General features: G+C 65.4%; 15 protein-coding genes and 3 tRNA genes. 14 read left to right on the top strand and 4 right to left on the bottom strand.

Going from position 1 to position 14,283, the window contains the following annotated elements:
- Nucleotides 1–10: 10 nt before the first annotated feature.
- The 4 genes from argG to QTI68_RS31335 all read right to left on the bottom strand — a co-directional run bounded on the left by argG (nt 11) and on the right by QTI68_RS31335 (nt 2,850).
- Nucleotides 11–1,354 carry an argininosuccinate synthase gene (gene argG, locus QTI68_RS31320; RefSeq protein ID WP_286527128.1) on the bottom strand — a complete coding sequence of 448 codons (1,344 nt, stop codon included), beginning with the start codon at nt 1,352–1,354 and terminating at the stop codon, nt 11–13.
- A gap of 14 nt (nt 1,355–1,368) precedes the next feature.
- A complete protein-coding gene (ppnP, locus tag QTI68_RS31325) occupies nt 1,369–1,692 on the bottom strand; it encodes a pyrimidine/purine nucleoside phosphorylase (protein WP_286527130.1) in 324 nt (107 codons plus the stop codon).
- Between the two features lie 129 nt (nt 1,693–1,821).
- Entirely contained in the window at nt 1,822–2,415 is a 594-nt protein-coding gene (locus tag QTI68_RS31330; protein ID WP_286527131.1) for a hypothetical protein, read from the bottom strand.
- An 81-nt stretch (nt 2,416–2,496) separates the two neighbouring features.
- Nucleotides 2,497–2,850 carry an ArsC family reductase gene (locus QTI68_RS31335; protein WP_286527132.1) on the bottom strand — a complete coding sequence of 118 codons (354 nt, stop codon included), beginning with the start codon at nt 2,848–2,850 and terminating at the stop codon, nt 2,497–2,499.
- Nucleotides 2,851–2,884: 34 nt separating this feature from the next.
- Between QTI68_RS31335 and folC the strand changes: the two genes are divergently transcribed.
- The 14 genes from folC to QTI68_RS31405 all read left to right on the top strand — a co-directional run bounded on the left by folC (nt 2,885) and on the right by QTI68_RS31405 (nt 14,121).
- Nucleotides 2,885–4,192 (top strand): bifunctional tetrahydrofolate synthase/dihydrofolate synthase, encoded by a 1,308-nt coding sequence (folC, locus tag QTI68_RS31340; RefSeq protein ID WP_286527159.1) that lies wholly within the window; start codon nt 2,885–2,887, stop codon nt 4,190–4,192.
- Between the two features lie 81 nt (nt 4,193–4,273).
- Nucleotides 4,274–5,143: an SPOR domain-containing protein gene (locus QTI68_RS31345; RefSeq protein ID WP_286527133.1), complete on the top strand. Its 870-nt coding sequence runs from the start codon at nt 4,274–4,276 to the stop codon at nt 5,141–5,143.
- A gap of 14 nt (nt 5,144–5,157) precedes the next feature.
- Nucleotides 5,158–5,643 carry a CvpA family protein gene (locus QTI68_RS31350; RefSeq protein WP_286527134.1) on the top strand — a complete coding sequence of 162 codons (486 nt, stop codon included), beginning with the start codon at nt 5,158–5,160 and terminating at the stop codon, nt 5,641–5,643.
- A gap of 12 nt (nt 5,644–5,655) precedes the next feature.
- The gene (gene purF, locus QTI68_RS31355; protein WP_286527135.1) at nt 5,656–7,158 is read left to right on the top strand and encodes an amidophosphoribosyltransferase; all 1,503 of its coding nucleotides are present in this window, start codon (nt 5,656–5,658) and stop codon (nt 7,156–7,158) included.
- A 4-nt stretch (nt 7,159–7,162) separates the two neighbouring features.
- On the top strand, nt 7,163–8,380 hold the full coding sequence (locus QTI68_RS31360; protein WP_286527137.1) for an O-succinylhomoserine sulfhydrylase: 1,218 nt from the start codon (nt 7,163–7,165) through the stop codon (nt 8,378–8,380).
- Entirely contained in the window at nt 8,377–9,765 is a 1,389-nt protein-coding gene (gltX, locus tag QTI68_RS31365; protein ID WP_286527138.1) for a glutamate--tRNA ligase, read from the top strand. The genes QTI68_RS31360 and gltX overlap by 4 nt, the downstream gene beginning before the upstream one ends.
- A gap of 33 nt (nt 9,766–9,798) precedes the next feature.
- Nucleotides 9,799–9,874: transfer RNA gene (locus QTI68_RS31370), tRNA-Ala, on the top strand.
- A 69-nt stretch (nt 9,875–9,943) separates the two neighbouring features.
- A tRNA-Glu gene (locus tag QTI68_RS31375) sits at nt 9,944–10,019 on the top strand.
- 71 nt (nt 10,020–10,090) lie between these two features.
- Nucleotides 10,091–10,167, top strand: a tRNA-Asp gene (locus QTI68_RS31380).
- A 123-nt stretch (nt 10,168–10,290) separates the two neighbouring features.
- A complete protein-coding gene (locus QTI68_RS31385) occupies nt 10,291–11,910 on the top strand; it encodes a site-specific integrase (RefSeq protein ID WP_286527139.1) in 1,620 nt (539 codons plus the stop codon).
- Nucleotides 11,911–12,295: 385 nt separating this feature from the next.
- On the top strand, nt 12,296–12,667 hold the full coding sequence (locus tag QTI68_RS31390; protein ID WP_286527140.1) for a hypothetical protein: 372 nt from the start codon (nt 12,296–12,298) through the stop codon (nt 12,665–12,667).
- A complete protein-coding gene (locus QTI68_RS31395) occupies nt 12,664–12,957 on the top strand; it encodes an MbcA/ParS/Xre antitoxin family protein (RefSeq protein ID WP_286527141.1) in 294 nt (97 codons plus the stop codon). Before QTI68_RS31390 ends, QTI68_RS31395 begins: the two co-directional genes overlap by 4 nt.
- Nucleotides 12,958–12,982: 25 nt before the next feature.
- Nucleotides 12,983–13,210: a hypothetical protein gene (locus QTI68_RS31400; protein WP_286527143.1), complete on the top strand. Its 228-nt coding sequence runs from the start codon at nt 12,983–12,985 to the stop codon at nt 13,208–13,210.
- 68 nt (nt 13,211–13,278) lie between these two features.
- A complete protein-coding gene (locus QTI68_RS31405) occupies nt 13,279–14,121 on the top strand; it encodes a metallophosphoesterase (RefSeq protein WP_286527144.1) in 843 nt (280 codons plus the stop codon).
- Nucleotides 14,122–14,283 lie beyond the last annotated feature (162 nt).

The raw sequence follows: 14,283 nt of genomic DNA on the forward strand, positions 1-14,283 counted from the left end.
ACGGCCCGACTCACTTCGTTTCGTCGTTCTTCAGTTGGGGCAGCGACGCACCTTGCGTCGACGACAGCAGCCCGGTCTGCGTGTAGATCGCCAGCTTGGCGCGGGTGTCGACGATGTCCAGGTTGCGCATCGTCAGCTGGCCGATGCGGTCCAGCGGGCTGAACGGCGCGTCCTCGACCTTTTCCATCGACAGGCGCTCGGGCGCGTAGGTCAGGTTGGGGCTCACGGTGTCGAGGATCGAGTAGTCGTTGCCGCGGCGCAGCTCGACCGTGACCTCGCCCGTGACCGCGCGCGCGACCCAGCGCTGGGCCGTCTCGCGCAGCATGATGGCCTGCGGGTCGAACCAGCGGCCCTGGTAGAGCAGGCGGCCGAGGCGGCGGCCGTGGTCGCGGTACTGCTCGATCGTGTCCTCGTTGTGGATGCCGGTCACCAGCCGCTCGTAGGCGATGAACAGCAGCGCCAGGCCGGGCGCCTCGTAGATGCCGCGGCTCTTGGCTTCGATGATGCGGTTCTCGATCTGGTCGCTCATGCCCAGGCCGTGGCGGCCGCCGATGCGGTTGGCTTCGAGCAGCAGGTCGACCAGGCTGGCGTACTCGACGCCGTTGAGGGCGACCGGACGGCCTTCCTCGAAGCGGATGCGGACCTCTTCGCGCTTGACTTCCACCTCGTCCTTCCAGAAGGCGACGCCCATGATCGGCTGCACGATCTTCATGCCGCTGTTCAGGAACTCGAGGTCCTTGGCCTCGTGCGTGGCGCCCAGCATGTTCGAGTCGGTCGAATAGGCCTTCTCGGTCGACATCTTGTAGGCGAAGCCGGCCTTCTGCATGAACTCCGACATCTCCTTGCGGCCGCCGAGCTCGTCGATGAAGGTCTGGTCGAGCCAGGGCTTGTAGATCTTCAGCGCCGGGTTGGTCAAGAGGCCGTAGCGGTAGAAGCGCTCGATGTCGTTGCCCTTGAAGGTGCTGCCGTCGCCCCAGATGTGGACGTCGTCTTCCTTCATGGCCGACACCAGCATGGTGCCGGTGACCGCGCGGCCCAGCGGCGTGGTGTTGAAGTAGGTCAGGCCGGCCGTCGTGACGTGGAAGGCGCCGGCCTGCAGCGCGGCGATCCCTTCGGCGGCCAGCTGGGTGCGGCAGTCGACCAGGCGCGCCTTCTCGGCGCCATAGAGCATCGCCTTGCGCGGGATCTCGTCGTAGTCGGGCTCGTCGGGCTGGCCGAGGTTGGCGGTGTAGGCGTAGGGAATCGCGCCCTTGTTGCGCATCCAGTGCAGCGCGGCGCTGGTGTCGAGGCCGCCGGAGAAGGCGATGCCGACCTTCTGGCCGGCGGGAACGTTCTGGAGGATGGTGGAGGACATGCGCTGGATTCCGTTCAGCCGAAGTGGCAGATGTAGCTGTAGGGCTCGCCGCTGACGCGGATCTGGAAGCTGGAGTTGCCCGGCACGCTGAACTTCTGGCCGGCGCCCGAGGCCACCCATTCCGTGCTGCCCGCGAGCAGGTACTCGCACTGGCCGCCGGCACCTTCCATGGTTTCGGGCGCGCCGGTGTTGAAGGTCAGGGTCGACGGCAGGATCACGCCGACCGACTTCTTGCTGCCGTCGGCGAGCGTGAGGTTGTGGCTCACGCATTTGCCGTCGAAGTACACGTTGGCCTTGGTCGAGACCGTGGCGCTCAGGAGGGATTCGGTAGTGCTCATGGGTAGAAGGGCCTGGCATTGCCTGCGTCGCGGCAAGCAAAAGGCGCGTTCTGAGGAAACGCGCCCGGTTGGGTTGGCAAAGCCGTTGATTTTAGGCTTGCCGGCCGGCCTTCCGGCCCAAGGCAGGGATCAGCGCCAGCGGCCGCCCCAGCCGCGCGAGTAGCCGAAGCCCAGCGAGATGCCGATCGGCGGGTAGGCGTAGGCGGGTGCCGGGTAGTACGCCGGAGCCGGGTAGTACACCGGTGCCGGCTGCACGTAGACCGGTGCCGGCGCATAGACCGGGGCCCCCTGGGCGTAGAGCGGGGCCGGGGCGGGCGCGCCGCCGCCCGACACCACCAGGCCCGGTTCGGGCACGACGTTGCTCCAGTCCTGCGGTTGCTGTTGCTGCTGTAGCCCGTACTGTTGCTGCCCGTACTGCTGCGGCGCCTCGAGCGGACCGGCCGCCATCTGCGGCTGCGGCGCCACCGGCGAAGGGGTGGCGATGCCATAGGCGCTCGAATCGACCCAGATGCTGGCGCCGGGCGGGTTGCTGACGCGGGTGTTGTACTGGCGGCCTGCGTATTCGTAGGTCACGTTGTAGCGGATGACACCGTTCGATTCGGTCACCGGCGAGCTCGTGATCACCCGTGCCTGCACCTGTTCGGCCTGGGCCAGCGTGCCGAAGCCGGCCAGTGCGGCCAGCAGCGACAGGGCGGTTGCGGTGCGTGCGCTTGTCTTGTTCATTTCAAATCTCCTGGATTCCCGGGGGGCGGGGCGCCCTCGCCAAAACGTTGGAGGCGTTCGGGCCTCCGCGGTTCCAACCCTTTACAAAGCGTGGCTTTTCCACTGGGCGGCGTCGAATCCGGTTGTAACGTCGCGGCCCGATCCCCAGTTGACCACCGGTCGCTTGATCAGGCTCGGGTTGGCCAGCAGCACCGCGCGGGCCGAGGCGGCGTCGACCACCGCGGTGCGGGTGGCGTCGTCCAGCCGCCGCCAGGTGGTGCCGCGGCGGTTGACCAGCGCCTCCCAGCCCGGCGCGGCCAGCCAGCGGTCGAGCTCGGCCTCGGGCACGCCGGCCTTCTTGAAGTCGTGGAAATCGTAGGCGATGCCATGTTCGTCGAGCCAGGCGCGGGCGCGCTTGACGGTGTCGCAATTCGGGATGCCGTAGAGGGTTGTCATGCGGCGATGATGCCCGCGGCGCCGGTCGGCGACAATTCCGGGCTCCATGAAAACCCTAGAAGACTGGTTGGCGCACGCCGAGCGCCTGCATCCCAAGAACATCGAGCTCGGCCTCGACCGGGTCCGCGCGGTCGCGCAGCGCCTGGGCCTGGCCTTCGACTGCCCGGTCATCACCGTGGCCGGCACCAACGGCAAGGGCTCGACCTGCGCCATGCTCGAGTCGATCCTGACCCATGCCGGCTACCGCACCGCAGTGTTCACCTCGCCGCACCTGGTGCGCTTCGAAGAGCGGCTGCGGCTGGTCGGCGAAGCGGTCGATGCCGGCGTGCTGGCGCCGTTCTTCGAGCAGGTGGAGCAAGGCCGGGGCGACGTCGCGCTGACCTACTTCGAATTCACCACGCTGGCGATCCTGCTGTGCATCGCCGCCAGCAAGCCCGATGTCGCGATCCTCGAGGTCGGGCTCGGCGGGCGGCTCGACGCGGTCAACATCGTCGATGCCGATTGCGCGGTCATCACCAGCATCGACCTCGACCACATGGAATTCCTCGGCAACGACCGCGAAGCCATCGGCTTCGAGAAGGCCGGCGTGATGCGCCCGGGCCGGCCGGCGATCGTCAGCGATCCGGTGCCGCCCCAGAGCGTTGTCGACCATGCCGAGGCGATCGGCGCCGACCTCTGGCGCGTCGGCCGCGACTTCAACGTCATGGGCGACCAGCAGCAATGGGGCTGGAGCGGCCGCGGCCGGCGCTACAGCGGGCTGGCCTACCCGGCGCTGCGCGGCGCCAACCAGCTGGTCAACGCGGCCGGGGTGCTGGCGGCGCTCGAGTCGCTGCGCCAGCGGCTGCCGATCACGGCCCAGGCGGTGCGCAACGGGCTGGCGATGGTCGAGCTGCCGGGCCGCTTCCAGATCGTCCCGGGCGAGCCGGCGTTGGTGCTCGACGTTGCCCACAACCCGCATGCGGTGGCGGCACTGGCCGAGAACCTCGACGCGATGGGCTTCTATCCGACGACCCATGCGGTGTTCGGCGTCATGGCCGACAAGGACCTGGCGCCGATGTTCGCGCGCATCGGGCCGATGATCGACCGCTGGTACTTCACCGACCTGCCGACCGCGCGGGCCGCCAAGGCCGACGACCTGATCGTGCGCTGGCAGGCCCAGAACAAGCGCAGCGACGTCTCGGCCAGCGTCCACGGCGCACCCATGGAGGCGCTGCAGGCGGCCATCGATCGCGCGGACCCCGCTGATAGAATCGTGGTCTTCGGATCGTTCTTCACCGTGGGTGGTGTGCTCGAGCACGGAACACCCCGTCTGGGCGCCAGGCACCTGGCTCCCGGCTCCTGAAACAGCCTGATTTCCGGCGCCTCCTGCTTCCGATTCTTCTCGTTTCAACCGCACGCTGCACCCCTCAGGAAAACGAATTTCATGGCGTTCTTCAAGTTCCGCACCCGCGGTCCTCAAGGCAACGAAGGGCGAAACACCGTCGCCGCCGCGCCGGCTGAGAGCATCGAGGCGATGCGCCGCCGGGCACGCCACCGGCTGCTGGGCGCGGCCGTCCTGGTGCTGATTGGCGTGGTCGGTTTCCCGCTGCTGTTCGACACCCAGCCGCGCCCGATCTCGGTCGACATCCCGATCGACATTCCCGATCGCAACAAGGTCAAGCCGCTGGCCCTGCCGACGCCCGCGACCACCGCCGCACCGGGCACCGACAAGCCGGTCGCCGCCGCGCCCGCCACCGCGGGCTCCGGCGGCATGATCACCGAGGCGGCCGACGGCAGCGAGATCCCGCCGGGCAAGCTGGCTGCGGCGACGCCGGCCGCCGAAGCCGCGCCGGAGCCCAAGACGGCCCCCAAGGCCGAGGCTCGGCCGGACCCGAAGCCCGAACCCAAGCCGAGGCCTGAAGCCAAAGCCGAGCCCAAGCCCGAGCCGAAACCCGAACCCAAGCCCGCCGCGCCGAAGCCGGCCGCCGCTGCCGACGACGCTGCCCGGGCCCGGGCGCTGCTCGAAGGCAAGCCGTCCACCGTGGCCGCGGCCGCCGCCGCGGCCACCAAGCCCGCCGACGACAACGGCCGCTTCGTGGTCCAGGTCGGCGCCTTCGCCGATGCGGACAAGGCCCGTGAAGTGCGCCAGAAGCTCGAAAAATCCGGCCTCAAGACCTACACCAGCGTCGCGAAGACGGCCGATGGCGAACGCACGCGTGTGCGTGTCGGCCCCTTCGCCAGCCGCGCCGAGGCCGACCGGGCCGCGGCCAAGGTCAAGGGCTTGTCTTTGTCGGCCGCCGTCCTCAGCTTGTAGGCTCGCGCAGCGACGTGGCCACGCTCGACTGGATCGCCGTCGCGCTGCTCCTGGTGTCGATGCTGCTGGGCCTGGTGCGCGGATTGGTGTTCGAGGTGATTTCGCTGGCCGGCTGGGTCGTGGCCTTCGTGGCGGCGCAATGGCTGGCCGAGGACGTCGGGCGCTGGCTGCCCTTCGGCGATCCGGCCGCGAGCTGGCGCTATGCGGCCGGCTTCGTGCTGGTGTTCGTCGGCGTGGCGTTCAGCGTCGGCTTGCTGGCGGCGCTCACGCGCAAGCTGGTCGCCGCGATCGGCTTGCGGCCGGTGGACCGGATCCTCGGCGGCGTGTTCGGCGTGGCGCGCGGCGCGGTGGCGATGCTCGCCGTCGCGGTGGTTGTTCATTTGTTGGCGTTGAGCGACAGTGCCTGGTGGCACGGATCGCGCAGCGCCATTGTTCTCGATGCGGCATTGCAGGGCCTGAAACCCGCCTTGCCAGATAAGTTGGCAAGCTACCTGCCCTGAGAGGATCGCTTCATGTGTGGAATCGTCGGCGTTGTCAGCAACGCTCCCGTCAATCAACTGCTCTACGACGCCTTGCTGCTGCTGCAGCACCGCGGCCAGGATGCCGCCGGCATCGTGACGCTGCTCGAGCGCAAGTTCTTCATGCACAAGGCCAAGGGCATGGTGCGCGACGTCTTCCGCACCCGCAACATGCGCGGCCTGCCGGGCGACGTCGGCCTGGGCCAGGTGCGCTACCCGACCGCCGGCAACGCCTACAGCGAGGAAGAGGCCCAGCCCTTCTATGTCAACGCGCCCTTCGGCATCGTGCTGGTGCACAACGGCAACCTGACCAACGCCCATGCGCTGCGGACCGAGCTGTTCTCCACCGACCACCGCCACACCAACACCGAGAGCGACTCCGAAGTGCTGCTCAACGTGCTGGCGCACGAACTCGACCGCGCCACCCGTGGCGGCCTGCTCAACTCGGCCACCGTGTTCGAGGCGGTGCGCAACACGCAGCGCCGCCTGCGCGGCTCCTACGCGGTGGTGGCGCTGATCGCCGGCCACGGCCTGCTGGCCTTCCGCGACCCCTACGGCATCCGGCCGCTGGCCATGGGCCGCGGCGCCGACGGCACGATCATGGTGGCCAGCGAATCGGTCGCGCTCGAGGGCTCGGGCCATGTGTTCGAGCGCAACATCGCGCCGGGCGAGGCGGTCTTCGTCGACCTGCAGGGCCAGGTGCATTCCGAACAATGCGCCGACTCGCCGACGCTCAATCCCTGCATCTTCGAGTTCGTCTACCTGGCGCGCCCGGATTCGGTGCTCGACGGGATCTCGGTCTACCAGGCGCGCCTGAACCTTGGCGAGACGCTGGCCAAGCGCGTGGTCTCGACCGTGCCGCCGAGCGAGATCGACGTCATCATCCCGATCCCCGAATCGAGCCGGCCCAGCGCGACGCAGTTGGCGCACCTGCTGGGCGTTCCTTACCGCGAAGGCTTCGTCAAGAACCGCTATGTCGGCCGCACCTTCATCATGCCGGGGCAGGGCGTGCGCAAGAAGTCGGTGCGCCAGAAGCTCAACGTGATCGCCAGCGAATTCAAGGGCCGCAACGTGCTGCTGGTCGACGACTCGATCGTGCGCGGCACCACCAGCCGCGAGATCGTCCAGATGGCGCGCGACGCCGGTGCCCGCAAGGTCTACCTCGCGAGCGCGGCGCCGCCGGTGCGCTACCCCAACGTCTACGGCATCGACATGCCGACCAAGGACGAACTGGTCGCGCACGACCGCACGGTCGAGCAGATCCGCGAACTGATCGGCTGCGACGCGCTGATCTACCAGGACGTCGACGCCATGAAGCGCGCCATCGGCTCGCTGAATCCGAAACTCGACGGCTTCGATGCCTCCTGCTTCGACGGCGTGTACGTCACCGGCGATATCGACACCGAAGCCATCTCGCGCATGAACGGCAACCGGCCGCGCATCGAGGAGACCGGCGAAGACTCGTCGCGCCTCGCGCTGCCCAACCTCGCCGAGTGAACCCGTGACGACCGATCGATCCCTGCCCCCCGGACTGCACCGCGACACGCTGGCGGTCCGCACCGCGCTCGAGCGCAGCCAGTACGGCGAGAACTCCGAGGCGCTGTTCCTCACCAGCAGCTTCGTGCAGCCCGACGCCGAGACCTCGGCGCGCCGCTTCGCCGGCACCGAGGAAGGCTTCACCTACACGCGCACCTCGAACCCGACCGTGGCCAGCTTCGAGCAGCGCTTGGCCGCGCTCGAAGGCACCGAGGCCGCGATCGGCGCCTCGAGCGGCATGGGCGCGATCCTCATGATGTGCATGGGCCTGCTGCGTGCCGGCGATCACGTCGTGTGCTCGCGCTCGGTGTTCGGCTCCACCTTGAACCTGATCGGCCGCGAGTTCGGCAAGTTCGGCGTCGAGACCACCTTCGTCTCGCAGACCGATGTCGCCGAATGGAAGGCGGCGATCCGCCCGACCACCAAGCTGCTGTTCGCCGAGACGCCGACCAATCCGCTGACCGACGTCTGCGACATCCGCGCGCTGGCCGACCTAGCGCATGGCGCGGGCGCGCTGCTGGCGGTCGACAACTGCTTCTGCTCGCCGGCCCTGCAGCGGCCGACCGAACTCGGCGCCGACCTGGTCATCCACTCGGGCACCAAGTACCTCGAAGGGCAGGGCCGCGTGCTGGCCGGCGCGATCTGCGGCTCGGCCAAGCTGATCAACGAAGTGTTCGGGCCGGTGGTGCGCACCGCCGGCATGGCGCTGTCGCCGTTCAACGCCTGGGTCGTGCTCAAGGGCCTGGAGACGCTGGGCATCCGCATGCAGGCGCATTGCGCCGGTGCATTGGCGCTGGCGCAGTGGCTCGAGACGCAGCCCGGCGTGGCACGCGTGTACTACCCCGGCCTGGCCTCGCATCCGCAGCACGAACTGGCGATGCGCCAGCAGTCGGGGCTGGGCGGCGCGGTGGTGTCCTTCGACGTCGAAGGCAGCGGCCCGGAGGCTTCGCGCACCAACGCATTCCACGTGATCGACAGCACGCGCGTGCTGAGCATCACGGCCAACCTCGGCGACACCAAGACCACCATCACCCATCCGGCCACCACCTCGCACGGGCGCCTCACTGAAGCGCAGCGGCAGGCGGCCGGCATCGGCCAGGGCCTGATCCGCGTGGCGGTGGGCCTGGACCATATCGACGACATCAAGGCCGACCTCCTGCGCGGCCTGAGCACCCTCGCATGACACAGAAGACCCGCACCCGTTTCGCACCGTCCCCGACCGGATTCATCCACCTCGGCAACATCCGCTCGGCCCTCTATCCGTGGGCCTTCGCGCGCTCGACCGGCGGCGACTTCATCCTGCGCATCGAGGACACCGACGTCGAGCGTTCGACGCAGGCCGCGGTCGACGTGATCCTCGAAGGCATGCAGTGGCTGGGCCTGGACCACGACGAGGGCCCGTTCTATCAGATGCAGCGCATGGACCGCTACAAGGCGGTGCTGGCCGAGATGCAGGCAGCGAACCTGGTCTACCCCTGCTACATGAGCATGGCCGAGCTCGACGCGCTGCGCGAGAAGCAGATGGCCGCGAAGGAGAAGCCGCGCTACGACGGCACCTGGCGGCCCGAGACGGGCAAGACGCTGCCTCCGGTTCCCGAGGGCGTGCAGCCGGTGCTGCGCTTCCGCAATCCGCAGGGCGGCGCGGTGGCCTGGGACGACAAGGTCAAGGGCCGCATCGAGATCGGCAACGACGAACTCGACGACCTCGTGATCGCGCGCCCCGACGGTACGCCGACCTACAACTTCTGCGTCGTCGTCGACGACATCGACATGGCGATCACGCACGTGATCCGCGGCGACGACCACGTCAACAACACGCCGCGCCAGATCAACATCTTCCGCGCGCTCGGCAAGGAGCCGCCGGTGTATGCGCACCTGCCCACCGTGCTCAACGAGCAGGGCGAGAAGATGAGCAAGCGCAACGGCGCCAAGCCCGTGACGCAGTTCCGCGACGAGGGCTTCCTGCCCGAGGCGATGGTGAACTACCTCGCGCGCCTGGGCTGGAGCCATGGCGACGACGAGATCTTTTCGCGCGCGCAGTTCGTCGAGTGGTTCAACCTCGACCACCTGGGCCGCAGTGCGGCGCAGTTCGACGAGACCAAGCTGCGTTGGGTCAACGCGCAGCACCTGAAGGCGATGGCCGACGATGCGCTGGCACCGCTGGTGGCCGCCCAGCTGCACCAGCGCGGCATCACGGCCGACGAGCGCCTGCCGGCGATCTGCGGACTGTTCAAGGACCGCTGCGACACGACCGTTGCGCTGGCCGGATGGGCTGCTGCGTTCTATGCCGACGTGACCGTGAGCGATGCCGATCGCGAACAGCATATTTCTGCTGCGGTGCGCCCGGCAATCGCCGAACTTGCGGATAAACTATCGGGCGTCGCTTGGGACAAGGCAGCGATCGCATCAGCCATCAAGGAAGTGCTGGTTGCGCAAGGTCTCAAGATGCCGGCATTAGCCATGCCGGTGCGAGTGCTCGTGATGGGCACGCCGCAGACGCCTTCTCTCGATTCGGTCCTCGCGCTCTTTTCTCGCGAAACTATTTTGAAGAGATTGAAGGAGGCCTGATTTTCAGGCTATAATTTGAGGCTCGACACCCAGGGGGGTATAGCTCAGCTGGGAGAGCGCTTGCATGGCATGCAAGAGGTCAGCGGTTCGATCCCGCTTACCTCCACCAACATGGTGTCGAGTTGAAAGTTTTGAAGTAAGTAACAAGCGCTGATCGCAGCGCGGTTCCTAAGGTTTTGACCCTATCGTCTAGAGGCCTAGGACACCACCCTTTCACGGTGGCTACCGGGGTTCGAATCCCCGTAGGGTCGCCAGTTTCACTGCAAGGTGAAGCAGGCACAAGTCGCAGCACTTGGCTCCTGTTTGGAGTGAACGTTGTCTACCAGGAGTGGTAGTTCAGTTGGTTAGAATACCGGCCTGTCACGCCGGGGGTCGCGGGTTCGAGTCCCGTCCACTCCGCCAGAAAGCAGAGAAGCCGTTGCAAGTCATTGATTTGCAACGGCTTTTTTCATTTTTGCCATGAAGTTGAAGTACAAAAAGGTACAAAGACAGGGTACGAGCAGCCTCGGTCCAACTGGACAGAACATGCCTCAGTACCTCGCCCGCAAGGGCAACACCTACTATTTCCGCCAAGCCGTTCCGGCCGAGCTCCGCCACATCATCGGCAAGCGCGAGGTCAAGAAGACGCTCGGGAGTGACTTCGATGCGGCCAAGCGCGCCTGCAAGCAGAAGGCCGTCGAGGTCGACTGCCTCATCGCAGACGCTCGAGCGGCGCTCGATTCCATGGATCTGCCGTTCGATTCACGCGCCAACATCCAGAGGACCAAGCGCATACGCCTTGCCACGCTATCGGCGGACGTGGAGCGAAAGTTCAGCAACCAGCTGCGCGAGTCCTTGCTCGACACCGACCGGCGCCGGCGGATTGACGGCTTTACGGCCGAAGACTTTGCCGCCTACGAGCGCGAGGTTCGCGATCTGCTGGACGTCCTGCGCCGGCAGCTTGCGATGGGACGGGTAGAGCCCATGATCGAGTCAACCGCGGCGCATCTCCATGGTCTTGGCTATGACGCTGAGTTTTCGGAGGCCGAATGGCGCAGGCTCGCTTTCGTGGCTACGGAGGCGACGCTCCAGGCGTACGAAGGCGTGCTCGCGAGGCAGGCCGGCGCGGTTGTTACAACTGGCGGACAAGAGGTGCTGGCCAACCAGTTCGTCGTTCAAGCCGTGGGGCGTCCCATGGTGGCGCTTGGAGTGCCGACCATCGAATGGCGACACTTGTATGACGTCTGGGCCGCAGAGGTTGTGCGGCCGCAGCGCACCAGGGACTCCTACCTGGCTGCATTGAATCTGTTTCGTGAACTCCGCCCGCAGGTGACGCCCACGACGGCGACCCGCGAGGATGCGCTTGCGTTCCGAGACCATTTGCTTGTCACCGTGGGCTTGCACGCGAACACCGTGGCAAACAAGATTGGTTTCATCGGCACCATCGTGAACGCTGGGCGGAACAGTACCCGATACGCGAAGCATCTCAGCTCGAATCCGTTCGAGAACATCAAGATCAAGAAGGAGATTCGCGGCATCATGAACTCGCAGCGACTTCCCTTCAGCGACGCCGACCTACTGCGCATCTTCAGTTCAGACGTCTATACGAAGGGCGACCGACCACTAGGTGGAGGAGGGGAGGCCGCGGCCTGGGTTCCGGCCATCGCTTACCTGAGCGGTGCAAACCTTGAAGAGATTGCCGTGCTCCGCGCAGAGCAGTTTGATGTTGATGCGCAAGGGAATCCCTATTTCCAGATTGGGGACAGCAAGAACTCGAACCGGGCGAATCGACAGGTTCCCATACATCCTGCGCTGGTCGAAGCTGGCTTCCTGGACTTCGTTCGATCGCGCCACGGCAGACTCTTTCCGAAGGTCACCAGTCAGCGAGAGGAACAGAGTGCCGCGTTCTCGAAATGGTTCGGACGTCACCTGGACAGTTTGAGAATCACTGAGAAGAGCAAGGTCTTTCACAGCTTCCGACACCTGTTCAAGGACCTTTGTCGGAATGCGGGCCTCGACGATTCAGCTATCGATCAAATCTGCGGTCACGAACCCGGAACGGTCGGTGGGAAGTACGGCGCCGGACGTCGAATAGACGTTCTTGCCGGACTGCTGTCCCAAGTCGTGCCGCCGGTGCCCCTTCCGCGCATCTACCAAGCTGGATGATGATCGGCACCTCAGGAGGTCGATTCTCGCGGCTGGTCTCACCACACTGAAGTGATCTTCAAACTGCCGCGCCTGGTCGGTCAATTGCGCCGCCTTGTTGACCGAAGGGCTCCGCCTCATGTTTGCCTTCCGAGTGGCAACGAGGACGTTGTCGCACCAACGCAACGAAGCAACCGTGCGAGCATGATTTTTCTATCGTCGCGGCTCTCGATTGAATGAGCGGGCAATGAGTTGGCATTCTCAAAATTTCGCGATATAGGTTATCTCCGGCGCGCGCCGGATTGACCTCATACGCGAAACACAGAGCCGACAATCAGCGTCTGACTGCCTGCGCAAGGCACACTCGCGGGGTTGAGTCCCTCGCGCAGGCATGCAACGATGTGCCATGACGATCGCGCAGGCACATCAGATTCCGTCGGACTTTCCTCGGGCCACAGAGCCGGGCGCGGTTTCGGGCCACCAGAGAAAGCTCGCCGTCAGAATGGTTGAAGGTCGGTTCGTCGAGGGGCTCACCGACGAAGAGCACATGGAGCGGTTCCTTGCTTGCCAAGATCTGGTTGAACAGTTGGAGATCTACTGCAAACGGAAGCTTCATGAGAACAACGCGCTCGACATCCCGTCACTATTGCCGCGCGTCCGTCAAGGCGTGATCCACAAGGACTGGGACCTTGCGCCCCGGGAACTCGACTGGATCATGAGTCGCGTGAGCGATCGGCTCACCAAACAACGTTCTCCGCCGCAAGGCGGACGAACATGAACGAATCAGAACCGCGCAGGCAAGGGCTGGACGCCTACGAGGGCCACGTGGGTCAACTTGTGGTGTTCGTCCGGCGGATGGTGGAGGAGTCCGGAGAGCCTGAAGGATTCGACGCGTCTGCATGGATTGCGACCTGGCTGGCTCACCCGTGTTATGCCCTGGGAGGGCGGATGCCAAAAGAACTCATGACGAGTGTGTACGGCCGAGAACTGGTCGCAAGACTTCTGGCGCGGATGCGAAGCGGCGCCTATCCTGATCCGGGGAAACACAATGAAGCCGCGAATCCCTGACTATCACATCAGGTCTGATTGGCAGATGAAGACTGAGGCCGAACTGTTCGTCCGCTATGAAGAGAATGTGCAATTGCTGGAGCATCTGGTCGCGTATAGCCAGTGCAAGCTGATGGAAAATCCTTCGTGGAAGATCGACTGGCTCGGCAGGACGCTGCTCGGAAGAGTTCGTCGCAAGGGTTGGGACCTGGATCGGCAAGAAATCAGGTGGCTTGTGACGAAGGTCAAGCAGCGCTTGCAGTCAAGCAGCTGACGGTGGTAACCCCCCCTGTGAAGCAATCCGTCGTCCCCCCATCGGACGAGTCGGTGCGCATTCAAATCGTGTCCGACCTGCACTTGGAGCTCCTAACGTCGCGCATCCGTGTTGGTTGGCACGGAATACCCGCGAGTCCCGCGGCAGACCTGCTCGTGCTTGCCGGAGATATCGGTTCGATCGACGACGTGCTGCGAATGTTTGGAAGGTGGCCAGTGCCGGTGCTCTATGTGCTGGGCAATCATGAGTTCTATCACCAGGAAATGACTGCGTTGCGGCGCCATGCTCGCAGCCTGGCGCAGGGCACATCGGTGCTGATCCTCGACAACGACGAGGTCGGCCCAGTCCAGTTTTTGAAGTTTTCGAATTGGTATGAGCCTCGGAAGGAACGGCTTGCTGGACTGAGAGCCTTCGGGGCCACGCTGTGGACAGACTACGACTACGCTGATGGCGTTGCAATGCAGGACTGGCGGCAGATGCGAATGGGCGAGGCAGGGCGACGCCTCAACGACCACCGTTTAATCAGCTTCGGCGAGAGCGTCTTCAAACCAGGCCACGCCCTAGCCGAGCATCAGGCGTCAGTGGGCTGGCTCGCAGATGCGCTCTCGACACCATTTGATGGACGAACCGTGGTCATCACGCATCATGGCCCCCACGCGAAGTCGGTACACCCGCGCTTTCGGGGTGATCTCTTGAACTGTGCGTTTGTGTCGGACCTTTCGAGCCTCCTGGCTCGCGCTGACCTCTGGGTTCACGGCCATGTTCATGACAGCTTCGACTACCAGGTGCGGGGTTGCCGCGTTGTCGCAAATCCCCGTGGCTATCCCCGCAACGCGGGTCTGGTCGAGAAGCCAGAGGAGTTGATCTTCGAGAATCCTTGGTTTGATCCGAGCTTGGTCGTTGTGGTGTGATCGTTGTGAGCTTCTCCACGTGGTTTTGCGAACCGTGGATGTCGCAGATGGGCCCGTTGCCGTCCTTTGAGTTCTCGCTTCGAATGTCAGCAAGGCACGCGGGAGCGGTCGCGGGCCCGCACAACCGAAAAAACCAGCGGGGATGGAGTCGCGCGAGAGGCT

Source organism: Variovorax sp. J31P207, from assembly GCF_030316965.1.
Taxonomy (GTDB): domain Bacteria; phylum Pseudomonadota; class Gammaproteobacteria; order Burkholderiales; family Burkholderiaceae_C; genus Variovorax; species Variovorax ginsengisoli_B.